Origin of the sequence: Streptomyces sp. V3I8 (assembly GCF_030817535.1) — a bacterium.
Lineage (GTDB): Bacteria > Actinomycetota > Actinomycetes > Streptomycetales > Streptomycetaceae > Streptomyces.
In genome coordinates this window covers 8,434,382-8,449,172 of sequence record NZ_JAUSZL010000002.1, presented here as the reverse complement: position 1 = coordinate 8,449,172, position 14,791 = coordinate 8,434,382, and the positions used below count along the sequence as shown (strand labels likewise).

Annotated in this window: 13 protein-coding genes; 11 read left to right on the top strand and 2 right to left on the bottom strand. The window is 71.4% G+C overall.

From position 1 onward, the window contains the following. The 4 genes from QFZ75_RS37295 to QFZ75_RS37280 all read left to right on the top strand — a co-directional run bounded on the left by QFZ75_RS37295 (position 1) and on the right by QFZ75_RS37280 (position 4,933). Positions 1–1,626, top strand: a complete 1,626-nt coding sequence (locus tag QFZ75_RS37295; protein ID WP_307543851.1) for a sugar ABC transporter ATP-binding protein — start codon at positions 1–3, stop codon at positions 1,624–1,626. After that, positions 1,619–2,581, top strand: coding sequence for an ABC transporter permease (locus QFZ75_RS37290; RefSeq protein ID WP_307543850.1), 963 nt, complete (start codon positions 1,619–1,621; stop codon positions 2,579–2,581). The genes QFZ75_RS37295 and QFZ75_RS37290 overlap by 8 nt, the downstream gene beginning before the upstream one ends. Next, positions 2,578–3,615 carry an ABC transporter permease gene (locus tag QFZ75_RS37285; RefSeq protein WP_307543849.1) on the top strand — a complete coding sequence of 346 codons (1,038 nt, stop codon included), beginning with the start codon at positions 2,578–2,580 and terminating at the stop codon, positions 3,613–3,615. The genes QFZ75_RS37290 and QFZ75_RS37285 overlap by 4 nt, the downstream gene beginning before the upstream one ends. Before the next feature lie 229 nt (positions 3,616–3,844). Beyond that, positions 3,845–4,933, top strand: a complete 1,089-nt coding sequence (locus QFZ75_RS37280) for a glutamate--cysteine ligase (protein ID WP_307543848.1) — start codon at positions 3,845–3,847, stop codon at positions 4,931–4,933. A 173-nt stretch (positions 4,934–5,106) separates the two neighbouring features. On the opposite strand, the gene QFZ75_RS37275 is transcribed toward QFZ75_RS37280, so the two are convergent. After that, positions 5,107–6,921 (bottom strand): ABC transporter ATP-binding protein, encoded by a 1,815-nt coding sequence (locus tag QFZ75_RS37275; RefSeq protein ID WP_307543847.1) that lies wholly within the window; start codon positions 6,919–6,921, stop codon positions 5,107–5,109. 201 nt (positions 6,922–7,122) lie between these two features. Between QFZ75_RS37275 and QFZ75_RS37270 the strand changes: the two genes are divergently transcribed. After that, positions 7,123–8,244 (top strand): FAD-dependent oxidoreductase, encoded by a 1,122-nt coding sequence (locus QFZ75_RS37270; RefSeq protein ID WP_307543846.1) that lies wholly within the window; start codon positions 7,123–7,125, stop codon positions 8,242–8,244. A 302-nt stretch (positions 8,245–8,546) separates the two neighbouring features. Further along, on the top strand, positions 8,547–9,260 hold the full coding sequence (locus QFZ75_RS37265) for a hypothetical protein (protein WP_307543845.1): 714 nt from the start codon (positions 8,547–8,549) through the stop codon (positions 9,258–9,260). A gap of 118 nt (positions 9,261–9,378) precedes the next feature. On the opposite strand, the gene QFZ75_RS37260 is transcribed toward QFZ75_RS37265, so the two are convergent. Then, the gene (locus QFZ75_RS37260) at positions 9,379–9,948 is read right to left on the bottom strand and encodes a GNAT family N-acetyltransferase (protein WP_307543844.1); all 570 of its coding nucleotides are present in this window, start codon (positions 9,946–9,948) and stop codon (positions 9,379–9,381) included. Positions 9,949–10,050: 102 nt separating this feature from the next. Between QFZ75_RS37260 and ligA the strand changes: the two genes are divergently transcribed. The 5 genes from ligA (at position 10,051) to QFZ75_RS37235 (ending at position 14,749) form a co-directional block, all read left to right on the top strand. Then, positions 10,051–12,294: an NAD-dependent DNA ligase LigA gene (ligA, locus tag QFZ75_RS37255; RefSeq protein ID WP_307543843.1), complete on the top strand. Its 2,244-nt coding sequence runs from the start codon at positions 10,051–10,053 to the stop codon at positions 12,292–12,294. A 99-nt stretch (positions 12,295–12,393) separates the two neighbouring features. Further along, positions 12,394–12,966, top strand: coding sequence for a dihydrofolate reductase family protein (locus QFZ75_RS37250; protein ID WP_307543842.1), 573 nt, complete (start codon positions 12,394–12,396; stop codon positions 12,964–12,966). 165 nt (positions 12,967–13,131) lie between these two features. Next, entirely contained in the window at positions 13,132–13,704 is a 573-nt protein-coding gene (locus QFZ75_RS37245) for a hypothetical protein (RefSeq protein ID WP_307543841.1), read from the top strand. 121 nt (positions 13,705–13,825) lie between these two features. Next, positions 13,826–13,972, top strand: coding sequence for a hypothetical protein (locus QFZ75_RS37240; RefSeq protein ID WP_307543840.1), 147 nt, complete (start codon positions 13,826–13,828; stop codon positions 13,970–13,972). A 336-nt stretch (positions 13,973–14,308) separates the two neighbouring features. Further along, positions 14,309–14,749, top strand: coding sequence for a hypothetical protein (locus tag QFZ75_RS37235; RefSeq protein ID WP_307543839.1), 441 nt, complete (start codon positions 14,309–14,311; stop codon positions 14,747–14,749). Positions 14,750–14,791 lie beyond the last annotated feature (42 nt).

Sequence of the window (14,791 nt, the reverse complement as noted above, 5' to 3'; positions counted from 1 at the left end):
ATGCTCTCCGTGACCGGCGTGTCCAAGCTCTTCCCCGGCGTGAAGGCGTTGTCCGACGTGGACTTCACCGCCCGCGCCGGGGAGGTGCACGCCCTCGTCGGCGAGAACGGCGCAGGCAAGTCGACCCTGATCAAAGTACTCACCGGCGTCTACCGGCCGGACGCGGGCGAGATCGTCCACGACGGCACGCCGGTCCGCTTCGCCACACCCCTGCAGGCCCAGCAGGCCGGCATCTCCACGATCTACCAGGAGGTCAACCTCGTCCCGCTGATGAGCGTGGCGCGCAACCTCTTCCTCGGCCGCGAACCCCGCGGCCGGCTCGGTCTGATCGACTTCCGGCGCATGCACCGGGAGGCCGGGGAGGCACTGCTCGGCCTGGGCATCCAGGTCGACGTGCGGCGTCCGCTGCGCGACCTGGGCGTGGGCGCCCAGCAGATGGTGGCCCTTGCGCGGGCCGTCGCCCTCGACGCCCGCGTGGTCATCATGGACGAGCCCACCTCGTCGCTCGAACCGCGTGAGGTGCGCACCCTGTTCCGGGTCATCCGCATGCTGCGCGAGCGCGGCATCGCGGTGGTCTACGTCAGCCACCGCATGGACGAGCTGTACGAGATCTGCGACGCCGTCACCGTGCTGCGGGACGGCCGGGTGGTGCACACCGGGCGGCTCGCCGACCTGGAGCGCCTGCGGCTGGTCTCGCTCATGCTGGGCCGGGACATCGGTGAGGTCCGCAGCGAGGGCCTGACCAAGTTCACCGGCTCGCACCGGGCGGCTGCCGAACCGGTCCTGGAGGCCAAGGGACTGACGCTCCGTCACCAGTTGCACGACGTGTCGCTGTCCATCCGTCCGGGTGAGGTGGTCGGCCTGGGCGGGCTCCTCGGCTCGGGCCGCAGCGAGACCGCGAAGGTGATCGCCGGAGCCCTGTCGGCGGACTCGGGCCGGGTCTCGGTCGGCGGTGTGCCCGTGCGCACCGGCTCCACCCCGGCCGCGATCCGCGCCGGCATCAGCCTGCTGCCGGAGGACCGCAAGGCCGAGGGCATCTCCCCCGGCCTCTCGGTCCGGGAGAACATCGCGCTCGCCGCGCTTCCCGGGCTCTCCCGGTTCGGCCTGGTGGACAACGCGCGCGTCGACGAGGTCGTGGACGGCTTCGTGAAACGGCTGCGGATCAAGTCGGCGGGTCCGCACCAGAAGGTCGGCGAGCTCTCCGGCGGCAACCAGCAGAAGGTGCTGCTGGCCCGCTGGCTCGCCATGCACCCGAAGGTGCTGCTCCTCGACGAGCCCACCCGCGGCATCGACGTGGGCGCCAAGGCGGAGGTCCAGTCCCTCATCGACGAGCTCGCCGACGAGGGACTCGCCGTGCTGCTGATCTCCTCCGACACCGAGGAACTGATCGAGGGAAGCGACCGGATCATCGTGCTCAAGGACGGTGTGGTCGTCGACGAGCTGACCGGCGACGCCGTCACCGAGGACGCGCTGATGCGGGCCATCGCCGCCGAACCGGGGGCACCGGCGGCATCCGCGGACCCGGCCGGCCCCACCGGACCCGCACACACCGCGGAACCCGTGGAACCCGTGGAACCCGTGGAACCGATAAAAACCGCAAAACCCGCTGGGAGCGCCCATGACTGACCTGACGCTCGCACGCGGCCAGGTGGACCGCGAGCGGCTGCTGCGCCTGCTCCAGGAGTACGGCGTGTACGCGGGCGTCGTCGCCCTGCTCGCGTTCAACTTCGTCTTCACCTCGAACTTCGTCTCGGCGGAGAACTTCCGCACCCAGGCCGTCCAGGTCGCGCCGGTCCTCGTCGTCGCGCTCGGCATGGCGCTGGCGATCGGCACCGAGGGCGTCGACCTGGCGGTGGGCTCGGTGATGGCCCTGTCCACCTCGCTGCTGTCCCTGTACCTCGGCTACGGCATGTGGCCGGCCGTCCTCATGGCGGTGGCCGGCGGCATCGCGGTCGGGCTGGCGAACGGGTCGCTGATCGCCTTCCTGGGCGTCCAGCCCATCGTCGCCACGCTCGCCCTCATGGTGGCCGCACGCGGGATCGCCCTGGTGCTGCTCCCCCAGCTCGAGGACGTACGCGACCCGGGCATGGCGTCGCTCGGCTCCGGCGACCTGCTGGGCGTGCCGTACCTCGTCCTCATCGCGGCGGCACTGGCCCTGCTGGTGGCCTTCGTGGTGCGCCGCACGACCTTCGGGCGGCAGCTGCTCGCGGTGGGCGACAGCAGGCCGGCGGCCCGCCTGGCCGGGCTGCCGGTGCGCCGGATCCTCATCGTCGTGTACGCGTGCTCGGGCGCGCTGGCCGCGATCGCGGGCATCCTCGCGACCGCCCGCCTGACCGCCAGCGACCCCACCTCGCTGGGCACCCTGATGGAACTGTCCGCGATCACGGCCGTGGTCGTCGGCGGCACCCCCCTGTCCGGCGGCCGGATACGCATCGGCGGCACCGTCGCCGGGGCCGTCCTGATCCAGCTGCTGACCACCACGCTCATCAAGCACGACCTGCAGCCGTCGTGGACGCAGATGGCCCAGGCCGTGGTGATCGTCGCCGCCGTCTACGCGGCCCGTGAACGGGGGAAGCGATGACCACCGGAACCACCACGAAGGCCGACGTGCAGCCGGCCGCCGCCCACCAGGGCGCCGACGGGGCCGACGGCACGTCCGGCCGCGCCGAGCGCTTCAGCGCCCTGGCCCAGCAGCACGGCGCCCTGGTCACCCTCCTGGTGGCCATGGTGGCGGCGTCGCTGAGCTTCGACACGTTCCTGACCGGCGACAACCTGGAGAACATGGCGCTGTCCTCGGCCTTCCTGGCCGTCGTCGCGCTCGGGATGACCTTCGTCATCGTCACCGGCGGGATCGACCTGTCGGTCGGCTCGCTCTTCGCCCTCGGCGGGGTGCTGGCGGCCTGGGGCTCGCAGTACGGCACGGTGGTGGCCCTCCTGCTGCCGCTCGCGGTGTGCGGACTGATCGGCGTGGTCAACGGACTGCTCATCGCCCGCTCGGGCCTGGCCCCGTTCATCGTCACCCTCGCCGCGCTGCTCGGTGCCCGCGGCATCCTGCTGGCGATCACCGACGAGGGCTCGCGCACCTACCTGGTCGACAAGGACTCGTTCTTCGCGACGCTCGGACAGGGATCGCTGCTCGGCATCGGGGTGCCGATCTGGATCACGGTGGCGCTGTTCGTGCTGGGCGCCGTCGTGCTGCGGCGCTCCCGGTTCGGGCAGTACGTGTACGCGGTCGGCGGCAACGAGGACGCGGCGGCCCTGATGGGCGCCCCCGTGGCCCGTACGAAGATCACCGTGTACGCCCTGTCGGGGCTGTGCGCCGGTCTCGCGGGCGCGCTCAACGCGGCCTGGCTGGCGTCGGGCGTGACGATCCTCGGCTCGGGTATGGAGCTGGAGGCCATCTCGGCGGTCGTCATCGGCGGCACCCTGCTCTCGGGCGGCTTCGGCTTCGTCAGCGGCTCGCTGGTCGGCGTGCTCCTGCTGAAGGTGATCCAGAACGTCATCAACCAGATCGGCTCCCTGGACTCCGCCTACCAGCAGGTCGTCAGCGGCGCGTTCCTGGCCGTGGTGGTGGTCGCGCAGACGTGGCTGGGACGCAGACGACGGGTGTTGTGAACCACCGGCGGTCTCCCGTGTCCGACATGCCCGCGGGAGACCGCCGCCAGGTCCCGGGAGACCGCCGCCCTGTCTCATGAGCGGCCCTGCCCGGGCGGCGACGGTTCCGCCCGGGCAGGGCCGGCGAAGTGTTCGGCCCCGGTTCCAGGGCAGGGGGACTCCGGGAGGACGGGCCGCCTGGCGGTTTCCTTCCTTTTACCCGGAAGAACCTTATGGGAGGCTTTGTCACGTGCGTACCGTGGGAGTGGAAGAAGAACTCCTCCTGGTCGATCCCAAGACCGGAGAGCCACAGGCCCTGTCCGCCGCGGTACTCGCCCGTGCCGCCAGGGACGAGCCGTCCGAGGAGACGTTCGAGAAGGAGCTGCACAGTCAGCAGCTGGAGTTCGCCACCCATCCGCAGTCGGACATGAACGACCTCGGCGCGGAGATCGTCCGCTGCCGGCAGGAGGCGGCGCGCGTCGCCGGGGACATCGGCGCCGCCGTGGTGGCGCTGGCCACCTCCCCGGTGCCGGTCACTCCGTCACTGAGCATGAACAGCCGGTACGAGTGGATCGCGCAGGAATTCGGCCTGCCGGTCCAGGAGCAGCTCGTCTGCGGCTGCCACATCCACGTGTCGGTCGAATCCGACGACGAGGCCGTCGCGGTGCTCGACCGGATCCGCCCCTGGCTGTCCGTGCTGACGGCGCTGAGCGCCAACTCCCCGTTCTGGCAGGGCAAGGACAGCCTCTACAGCAGTTACCGGAGCCGGGTGTGGATGCGCTGGCCCATGGCGGGCCCCAACGAGCCCTTCGGCTCGGCCGCCGACTACCACCGGCGGGTCGACGACATGGTGGCCACCGGTGTCCTGCTGGACAAGGGCATGGTCTATTTCGACGCGCGGATCGCCGAGCGGTACCCCACCGTCGAGATCCGGGTCTCGGACGTCGCCCTGGAGGCGAGCACCGCCACCCTGCTCGCCACGCTGACCCGCGGGCTCGTCGAGACGGCGGCGCGCGAGTGGCGTGCGGGGACGGCCCCGGCCGACCACACCGTGGAGCTGTTGCGGCTGGCCGCCTGGCGGGCCGCCCGGTCGGGTCTCGAAGGGGAGCTCCTGCACCCCCTGACCATGCGGCCCGCGCCCGCCGAGGACGTCGTCCGCGCGCTCCTGGAGCACGTCGGCCCCGCGCTGGACGACAGCGGGGACACCGACCTCGCGCACAAGACCGCCGGGGACCTGCTGCGCCACGGCAACGGCGCCCGCATCCAGCGGCAGGTCCTGGAGCGGACCGGAAGCCTGGGCGACGTCGTCACGGAGTGCGTGCGGCGTACCCAGGCATGAGCACCGACGAGTCCGGGCGGGAGCCCGACGGCCCTTCAGAAACGGGGTGGCCGTTCGTCGCGCCCGGACCCTATGATCACCGGCAGGGCGGGGTCGTAGCACAGAGGTAGTGCGCCGCGACATCATCTCGGAGGACGCCGGTTCGAATCCGGCCGCCCCGCCTCTCTCCTCCTTCACCGCATCCCGGCCCCCGCCGAGCTGTCGTCGAGGAAGCCTCCCGACTGGTGCTGCCACAACTTCGCGTACGCGCCGCCCGAGGCGAGCAGTTCCCGGTGGGTGCCCTGCTCGACGATCCGTCCCCGGTCCAGGACGACGAGCCGGTCCATGGTGGCGACCGTGCTCAGCCGGTGGGCCACGACGAGCGCCGTCCGTCCTTCCATGAGCCGCCACAGCGCCTCCTGGACGAGGACCTCGCTCTCCGAGTCCAGGGCGCTGGTGGCCTCGTCGAGCAGCAGGATCGGCGCGTCGCGCAGGATCGCCCGGGCGAGCGCGACCCGCTGGCGCTGCCCGCCCGACAGCTTCACACCGCGCTCACCGACCATGGTGTCGAAGCCGTCGGGCAACGTGTCGGCGAACTCCGTGACGTGCGCGATCCCGGCCGCACGGCGGATCTCGGCGTCGGTGGCACCGGGTCGGGCGAAGGCGATGTTGTCCCGCAGCGTGCGGTGGAACATCGCCGGGTCCTGCGGCACATAGGCGATGAGGCTGCGCAGGTCGGCCTGGCGCAGCCTGCTGATGTCCTGCCCGCCGATCAGGATCCGGCCGGCGTCGAGGTCCGTCATCCGCAGGAGCAGCCGGCTGAGCGTGGTCTTGCCGCCGCCGGACCGGCCGACGAGGCCGATCTTCGTCCCGCAGAGCACCGTCAGGTCGAGCCCTTCGAAGAGGGGCCCCGCTCCCGCGTGCGAGAAGGTCACGTCCTCGAACCGGACGTCGGTGGCCCGGGAGCGCAGCGGCTCGGGCGGCACCGCGTCGAGCACGGTGGGCTGCTGCAACAGCAGTTCGGTGAACTGTCCGGCCTCCGTCATCGCGCTTTCCAGACGACGGTAGATCTGGTTGAACTCGAACATGATCCGGGTGGCGTTCGTGTAGTACGTGAACGCCACCACGACGGCCTCCACACCGTGCCCGCCGCCGGCCAACACGATCGCCAGCAACAGACCCAGCGCGTTGGTGAGGACGGACAGGGGCGCGATGATCGTGTCGATGCGCAGGTTGCCGTAGTCCCAGGACCGCAGCGTGAGCCGCCGCGACTCCGCGACACGGGAGCGGTGCTCGGCGGCCTCGCGTTCCTCGGCCGCGAACGCCCGCACCGTGTCCATGTTCATCAGGCTGTCGGCGACATGGCCCGACACACGTGCGATGGCCTCCTCACGGGTGCGGACCAGTGCCTGGCGGCGGCGGATGAGGGGCGCCACGCACAGGGCGGTCAGCACGATCATCGTCAACAGGCCCACGACCAGGAGCGGTTCGTAACGCCAGAGCACCACCGATCCGAAGACCAGCGGCACCAGACTGCCCACGACCTGGAAGGTCAGTGTGTCGACGACCGCCTCGAAGCGGGAGGCGAAACTCAGTACCCGCTTGGTCAGCGAACCGGCGAAGTTGTCGTGGAAGAAGGCGGCGTCCTTGGCGAACAGCTCGTCCATGCCGATCACGTACAGGCTCTCGATCCCGTGGGCGTCGAGCCGGTTGAGGCAGTGCAGACCCAGGCGCCACAGCGTCTCCGCGAGCAACAGCACACCTGCGAAGGCGAGGATGTACGGCAGGGCTTCGGAGACGCCGACCGCGCCGTCCTCGGCGATGCGGCCGACGAGTTTCGCGACGATCAGCGGTGCGATGTAGTTGATGCCGATGTTGCCCAGCGCCGGCAGCAGCATCGCGGGTCCCGAGTACCACTTGAACCGGGCCAATTCCCTTGCGTAGTAGCGAAGGGCGAGAAACACCGCGCCCTTGCCCGGGTGGACCTTGCGCGCTTCGGGCAATCCCATCCCTGCCTCGTGTCGTCGTGCGGCGGTTCGGGTAGAAGTGGTGGGCCAGTCCTGCGATTGTCCCGTGCCGGTGCCCGGGCAGTCCAAGCGTTTTAGGGGTCGGCACCGTACGCACATGCGAAACCGCTGACGCCTTTACGCCGTGTCCCCCGCCGTGCTGCGATGGCCGCTCCGACACCTCACCACTCAGGGAGCGCACACATGCGGGTACTTGTCATCGGCGGCGGGATCGCCGGTACGGCGGCCGCGCTGGCCCTGCACGGAGCGGGGGCGGACGTCACCGTGTACGAGGCGCACCCCGACTCGGCCGAGGACATCGGCGCGTTCCTCACCCTCGCGAGCAACGGTATGCGTGCGCTCGCCCGGCTGGACGCCTCCGCCGCGGTCACGGCGCTCGGCTTCCCGCTGCGTTCGATGCGTGTCCTCGACGACACGGGTGCCGTGCTGGCCGACGTACCGCTCGGCGAGGCCGACGACCCGGTCCTGCGGTACCGCTGCCTGCACCGCGCCGAACTGGCCACCGCCCTGCAGGCGGAGGCCGCCCGCCGGGGCATCGGCATCCGGCACGGGGCCCGGCTCACCTCCTTCCAGGACGCCCCGGACGAAGTCACCGCGCACTTCACCGACGGCAGCACCGCGACCGGCGACCTGCTCATCGGCGCCGACGGCCTGCACTCCGTGGTACGGCAGCACATCGCCCCGGCCGTGCGGCCCCGCTACGCGGGCCAACGGGTCTTCTACGGCTACGGGGACGGCCGCGGGGGCGACGTGACGCCGGCCGGGGTGAGCGCCGGCGAGAGCGAGCGCATCACGATGGTGCGGGGCAGCGGCGCCGCCTTCGGCCATGCGGTGTCACCGGACGGCCGGTCGTACTGGTTCGCGCGGGTGGCGGGTGAGCCACTGACCGCCGACGAGATCGGCCAGGGCACCCCGAACCACTGGCGGGAGCTGCTCCTGCCGGTGCTGCGCAAGGACGACACCCCGGCCGCGGACGTCGTGGCGGCCACGACGGGCCGCATCATGGTCACCAACGCCACCGAGCTCCCCACCGGCACACGGTGGCGCTCCGGCCGTGCCCTGACCATCGGTGACGCGGCGCACGCGGCCTCCCCCGCGACCGGGCAGGGCGCGTCCCTGGCGCTGGAGGACGCGGTGGCCCTGGCGCAGTCCCTGCGCGACGCCCCCGACACCGAGAGCGCGCTGTCCCGCTACGAGTCGCTGCGGCGTCCCCGGGTGGAGGAGAACATCACGGTCAGCGGGAACATCTCGCGGGGCACACCTCCGACTTCGACGCCCCCGCCGTCGTCACCGCCGTCACCGTGATCGTCGTCCGGGCCGGGGCCGGCACCTCGGCCACCGGGTTGCAGGGGCAACAAAAGTTCGGGTGCGGAACATGACCGCGTGGCTCCGCGGTGGCAGTTGACGGGAGAGACATCAGGAACATCACGCTGCACCCGTGCGTACTATCTCTACACTGGCGCAAAGCATGCAGGTGTGTCCTTGCGACGGACCAGCCCTGACACACAGTCCTGACAGACACCGTCCCACTCACCCACTCGCCGCTCGTGCGGGGACATGTCCTCTCTCCTCGCACATGTGCCGGCGGACCCAGAAAGGCTCCAGCCATGTCCGACCACCAGACCTCCACCACCGAACTCACCTCGCAGTACATCGCGCAGGTGACGAGTGACCTCGAACGCAACACCAAGGAGCAGGACCGCATCGCCACCGACATCACCGCACTGCAGGAGCAGTTGTCGGCGCTGCAGCACGACCACACGGTCCTGGTGAACATGCAGCAGGCGCTCGGTGGCACACCTTCCGCGGCGGCCGCGGCTGTGGCCCCGGTGCCGAGTCAGGCCTCCGCCCCGGAGAAGCGGACCAGGGCGCCCAAGCAGACCAAGCAGGTCCAGCAGGCCAAGGCGGTGCAGGAGACCAAGCCGAAGAAGACCGCCCCCGCCGCGACCGCGAAGAAGACCGTCGCGAAGAAGACCGAGGCCAAGAAGACCGATGCGAAAAAGACCGCGGTCAAGAAGCCCGCGGCCGGGAAGCCCGCGGCGACGGCAACCGGTACCGCTGCCCAGCCGAGCCTCGTGGACCTGATCCGCACGCACCTGGAGGAGCAGAAGGAGCCGCGCTCCGCCGCCGAGATCACCACCGCGCTCACCGCGGCCCACCCCGACCGCACCATCAAGACCACCGTCGTGCGCACCACGCTCGAGAACCTGGTCGCCAGGAGCAGCGCGCACCGCAACAAGCAGGGCACGTCGGTCTTCTACACGGCCACCACCGCGCCGGCCGCGGCCGCCGAGCCCGAGACCGCCGCGGCCACCGCCTGATCACCTCGCCGGCGACACCGCTCCCGGGCCGCCGGCACGCGCCGGTCCGCGTCCGCCACGGCGTGCCGGGGCCGCCCGGGTGCGGGGTGGCTCCGGCGGGACGGCCCCCACCGGCCCGTCAGCCCGTCGTCCGTCGAGGCGTCGTCGGGTGCAACCGCGCGAACTCGTCGGCGAGTACACCCATCAGAACCACGTCGTGGTGCCGGCCGGCGAAGAACACATGCTCGCGGAGCCGCCCTTCCTCGACGAGGCCGAGCCGGCGTTGCAGTGCGAGCGATGCCTCGTTGTGCGCGAAGACCCGCGCCTCGCACTTGTGGAAGCGCCGCTCGTCGAACATGAACCGCAGCAGCAGCACCGCGGCCTCCGTCGCGTATCCCTTGCGGCGGTGCTCCGCACCCATGGTGATGCCGTACTGGAACCAGCCGGCCCGCGCATCGGCATGGTGGGAGCCGACGGCACCGACCATCTCCTCCGTGTCGACGGCTTCGACCGCCAGGGTGAAGCAGTCGCCGTCGGACGCGGCGACCGCCTGCTCCTTCGCCCGCGCACGGTGTCCCTCCGCGGAACGGGGCGCCTGCACCAGGTCGCCCAGGCGCTCCTCGTCCGTCGCGAAGCGCCTGAGCGCGGTCCAGTCGTCGGGCTCGATACCGCGCAGCCGTATCCGCTCACCGGTCCAGAAGGATGTCATCCCTCATTGGATCACGCCGGGCCTCCTGTCCGGCAGGCGTCCACGCACCGGTCGCGGCGCCGGAGCAGGGGTGTTGTCAGTGGTGGGAGGCAGGATGACGGCATGACCACACCAGTTGCAGTGATCGTGGATGCCGCCGCCTACGCGCAGGCCGTCGAGGACGCGGTCAAGGCGTCGGCCGCCTACTACACGGGCGGCACCTCGCCGATGGACGACGACACCTACGACCGGCTGGTGCGTGCCGTCACCGCGTACGAGGCGGAGCATCCCGACGACGTACTGCCCGACTCGCCGACCGGCAAGGTCGCGGGCGGTGCCGTGGAGGGCGACGTGCCGCACACGGTGGCGATGCTCAGCCTCGACAACGTGTTCTCGCCCGACGAGTTCACCGCCTGGACGGCCTCGCTGGCGCGGCGCGTCGGCCACGACGTCGAGCGGTTCAGTGTCGAACCGAAGCTGGACGGCCTGGCGATCGCCGCCCGCTACACCGCCGGCCGCCTGGCCCGCCTGATCACCCGGGGCGACGGAACGGCCGGCGAGGACGTCTCGCACGCCATGGGCACCGTCGAAGGCCTGCCGCAGATCCTGGCCGAGCCGGTCACGGTGGAGGTGCGCGGTGAAGTCCTGATGACCACCGCCCAGTTCGAGCACGCCAACGAGGTCCGCATCGCGCACGGCGGCCAGCCCTTCGCGAATCCGCGCGGCGCCTCGGCGGGCACCCTGAGAGCCAGGGACCGCGCCTACACCGTGCCGATGACGTTCTTCGGATACGGCCTGCTGCCCCTGCCGGACACGGAGGCCGAGCTCGCCGGACGGCTGCGCGGCCTGTCCCACAGCGAGTTGATGACCCGTGCCGCGGAGCTCGGGGTGAACACCACCGCGGGCACCGCCGTCCCCGGCACCACCGCCGGCTCGGCCGAGCAGGTCCTGGCGCGGGTGCAGGAGATCGCCGGACTGCGCGCCACACTGCCGTTCGGGATCGACGGCATCGTCGTCAAGGCGGACCTGGCCGCCGACCAGCGGACCGCCGGCTCCGGTTCGCGGGCCCCGCGCTGGGCGATCGCCTACAAGCTGCCCGCGGTGGAGAAGATCACCCGGCTCCTGGAGGTGGAGTGGAACGTGGGCCGTACCGGCATCATCGCCCCGCGTGCCGTCCTCGAACCGGTGGTCGTCGACGGGGCCACCATCACCTACGCCACGCTCCACAACCCGGCCGACATCACCCGGCGCGACCTGCGCCTGGGCGACCATGTCATGGTCCACCGCGCCGGCGACGTCATCCCCCGTGTCGAAGCCCCCGTCGCGCATCTGCGCACCGGCGCCGAGCGGCCCGTCGTGTTCCCCGAGGTGTGCCCGCGCTGCGGCGGCGACATCGACACCGGTGAACAGCGCTGGCGCTGCGAGAACGGCCGCAACTGCCATCTGGTCGCCTCCCTCTCGTACGCCGCGGGCCGTGACCAGCTCGACATCGAGGGCCTCGGCCACACCCGCGTCGTCCAGCTCGTGGAGGCGGGCCTGGTCACCGATCTGGCGGAGCTGTTCACCCTCACCCGCGACCAGCTCCTGAGCCTGGACCGGATGGGCGCGACGAGTACCGACAACCTCCTCGCGGCGCTCGAGACCGCCAAGGGGCGGCCGCTGTCGCGGGTGCTGTGCGCGCTGGGCGTGCGGGGCACGGGCCGTTCCATGTCACGCCGTATCGCCCGTCACTTCGCCACGATGGACCACATCCGTGCGGCCGACGCCGCCGCGATGCAGCGGGTGGACGGCATCGGCACCGAGAAGGCCCCGTCCATCGTCGCCGAACTCGCCGAGCTGGCTCCGCTCGTCGACAAGCTCGTCGCCGCGGGGGTGAACATGACCGAGCCCGGCGCCACCCCGCCGAGCGTGACGGCCGCCGACGGCCCCGAGGGTGCCGCGGAGGGCCCTCAGCAGGGCCGGGAGGGGACGACGGGCCCGGCGGACGCCACAGGCGCGGCGGGCGCGCAGGGGGCCGCAGGGAGCGATTCTCCGGGCGGACCGCTGGCCGGTATGACGGTGGTCGTGACCGGCGCGATGACCGGCGCGCTCGAGAAGCTCAGCCGCAACGAGATGAACGAGCTCATCGAGCGCGCCGGCGGCCGCTCCTCCTCCAGCGTCTCCAAGAAGACCGCCCTGGTGGTGGCGGGTGAGGGAGCCGGCTCCAAACGCGCCAAGGCGCAGGCCCTCGGTATCCGCCTGGCCACTGCGGACGAGTTCGCCGCGCTCGTCGCCGACCACCTCGCACAGCCCGCCCCGGCGCCCGATTCCGCCGAACCCGCCGAATCCGCGGTGGGTGCCGTGGTCGCCGGGGCCGCCGACCGATGAGTTTCACCGGGGCCGGCGGTCAGACAGTTCGACACATGCGATTCAACACATGCGGCACGACGGCACCGGACCGACCGCAGGACACCTAGGAGATCTTCGATGCGCACTCTGATCAGTACCGCCTTCGTCTCGCTCGACGGCGTCGTGGAGGCCCCGGGCGGCGAGCCCGGTTACCGCAACGCCGGCTGGACCTTCAAGGGCATCGAGTTCCTCCCGGAGGCGTTCGAGATCAAGGGCCGGGAGCAGCAGGAGGCCGGGGCCATGCTGCTGGGCCGGACCAGCTACGAGTCGTTCAGCGCCGTATGGCCCGACATGGAGGACTTCGCCGACTACAAGGTGATGCCGAAGTACGTGGTCTCCACCACCCTCAAGGACGACGACCTCGTGTCGAACTGGGGGGCGACCACGATCCTGCGGTCCCTCGACGAGGTCGCGGCGCTCAAGGAGACCGAGGGCGGCCCGATCATCATCCACGGCAGCGCCACCCTCAGCCGGAACCTCTCGGACGCCGGCCTGATCGACCGCTACCACCTGCTGGTCTTCCCGCTCCTGCTCGGCGCCGGCAAGCGTCTGTTCAGCGACACGGACAAGGACACCCAGAAGCTGCGGCTGGTCGAGCACGAGGCGTACGCCAACGGTCTGCAGAAGAGCGTCTTCGACGTCGTCCGCTGACGGGGTGCCGCGGACACCGCCCACGGCCCCGGCCGGTCTCCCCCGTCCGGTCGGGGTCTTCCCTATCCGGACCTCGGACCTCGGACCTGGGGCCGTTGGCGCGGGAGCGGGCTGCCGTGACAGGCTCTGCGTCGCTCGTGAACAGGCTGCCGTGAGGGGAACTCCGTGGACACGCAGACGTGGGACACGCTGGTCGCATCGATGAGGAACGCGTGCACCGCGGATCTGACGCAGGGCGCGGCGCCCCGCCCGGTCATCATGCCGCTGGTACGCGGCGAACTGGTCGGGCTCGTCCGGCTGCGGCCCACCAAGGGCGGCCAGGACGCCATGAGCGCGATCGTCGAGCTCTCGAACGTCGCCGCCGCGGCAGGTGCCGACGAGGTCGTCCTCGCCTGGGAGACCGGTGAGGTCGCCACCTCGTGCGGGCTCGCGGTCACCGGCCCGGCACCCTGCCTGAACATGGTGCACGCCACCCGGGACGGCCACGTGCTGCACCAGCTCCCCTACGCGCTCGAGCCCCTGGCCGCCTCCCCGGACGGACCGGCCGCAACCGGGCCGCGGTGGCTCCCCGCCCCGGACCCGCAGCCCGGCGGCGAGCTCGTCCCGCCGGTCCAGGCCGCCCTCACGTACTCCTTCACCCCGCTCGAGCTCGACCACCCCTCCCCCTTCGGTGTGACCGTCCTGCTCATGGAGGACGACGGCTACAGCGTCCACCTCACCGACACCTTCGCCCCGTGATCCCGGACGCGCGGGCCGGGCCGCACGGACGAAGGTCGCTTCTGCCGTTGTCGTTCTGCCGTAGCGGGGTATACGGAGCTGTGCACGGACCGCACCACCGTCCCGGTACAGGAGAAGAGCCATGGCAGGCATCGTGAACAAGATCAAGCAGTTCGCCCGGAGCCCGCAGGGCCGGCGCACCATCGAACAGGCTCGCCGCACCTCGGCGGATCCGCGTCGCCGGGCTCAGGCCCAGCGACTGCTGGGCAAGCTGCGCGGGCGACGCTGACCGCAGCCGGGCCCGCCTCGTGCGCGCCGGTGCGATACCCACGCGAAGACCCCACCCGAAGAATTCGGGTGGGGTCTTGTCGTGGAGCGCCGGGCAGGCCTTGCACCTGCATTTCCCCGCAGGAAGCGGGGCGTCTTTCCTTGGACCACCGACGCGAGACGCACGGGACGGCCGGCCAGAGCCAGTTGGCCGCGCGCTCAAGATCAATGCTACCAGCTCCGGTAGGTGCGAGGAGCACGGCTCACGCACTCCTGGTGGGGAGTTGCCGAGGAGCTTGTGTGAACTCGCGGGAAAGTTCCTCCGTTTGCCGAACGCAGGGGCGGATACAAGGGGTTCATGGCTGGAGCGAACAACAAAACCACGAACGGACAGTCGCCCACCGCGCATGCGCGAGCGGCGAAGACCACCGTGACCGAAGGTGCCACGGCGCCCGCGAAGGAGTCACAGAAGGCCGCCACCCAGGCGGTGAAGAGTGCCGGGGACGCTGCCGGGGCCGCAGGCCGTGGCAGCAAGGAAGCCCTGGTGAACCTCGGCGGAGTCGCGTCGCAGAAAGCCAAGGAAACGGCCGGCGCGGTGCAGGGCACCGTGACCACGGCCGCCCAGCAGACCGCCGCCAAGGCCGGTCTGGTCTGGACCCTCCTGAAGGCGAGGAAGGTCGTGGCGGCCGCTGCCGGCGCGGGGACCGCAGTCGTGGTCCTCAGCTCCTACGCCGTGGGCCGCCGCGCCGGCCTCCGGCAGCGCGGCCCGCTCTCCCGCCTCAGCGGCGGTCGTCTCTAGACGGCGGAACACCGCCAGGGGCACCTGCTCACAGGCCCGTCG

Coding starts and splice junctions, on each gene's coding strand:
- QFZ75_RS37295 (WP_307543851.1), top strand. CDS start 1: ATGCTCTCCGTGACCGGCGTGTCCAAGCTCTTCCCCGGCGTGAAGGCG.
- QFZ75_RS37290 (WP_307543850.1), top strand. CDS start 1,619: ATGACTGACCTGACGCTCGCACGCGGCCAGGTGGACCGCGAGCGGCTG.
- QFZ75_RS37285 (WP_307543849.1), top strand. CDS start 2,578: ATGACCACCGGAACCACCACGAAGGCCGACGTGCAGCCGGCCGCCGCC.
- QFZ75_RS37275 (WP_307543847.1), bottom strand. CDS start 6,921: ATGGGATTGCCCGAAGCGCGCAAGGTCCACCCGGGCAAGGGCGCGGTG.
- QFZ75_RS37270 (WP_307543846.1), top strand. CDS start 7,123: ATGCGGGTACTTGTCATCGGCGGCGGGATCGCCGGTACGGCGGCCGCG.
- QFZ75_RS37265 (WP_307543845.1), top strand. CDS start 8,547: ATGTCCGACCACCAGACCTCCACCACCGAACTCACCTCGCAGTACATC.
- QFZ75_RS37260 (WP_307543844.1), bottom strand. CDS start 9,948: ATGACATCCTTCTGGACCGGTGAGCGGATACGGCTGCGCGGTATCGAG.
- ligA (WP_307543843.1), top strand. CDS start 10,051: ATGACCACACCAGTTGCAGTGATCGTGGATGCCGCCGCCTACGCGCAG.
- QFZ75_RS37250 (WP_307543842.1), top strand. CDS start 12,394: ATGCGCACTCTGATCAGTACCGCCTTCGTCTCGCTCGACGGCGTCGTG.
- QFZ75_RS37240 (WP_307543840.1), top strand. CDS start 13,826: ATGGCAGGCATCGTGAACAAGATCAAGCAGTTCGCCCGGAGCCCGCAG.
- QFZ75_RS37235 (WP_307543839.1), top strand. CDS start 14,309: ATGGCTGGAGCGAACAACAAAACCACGAACGGACAGTCGCCCACCGCG.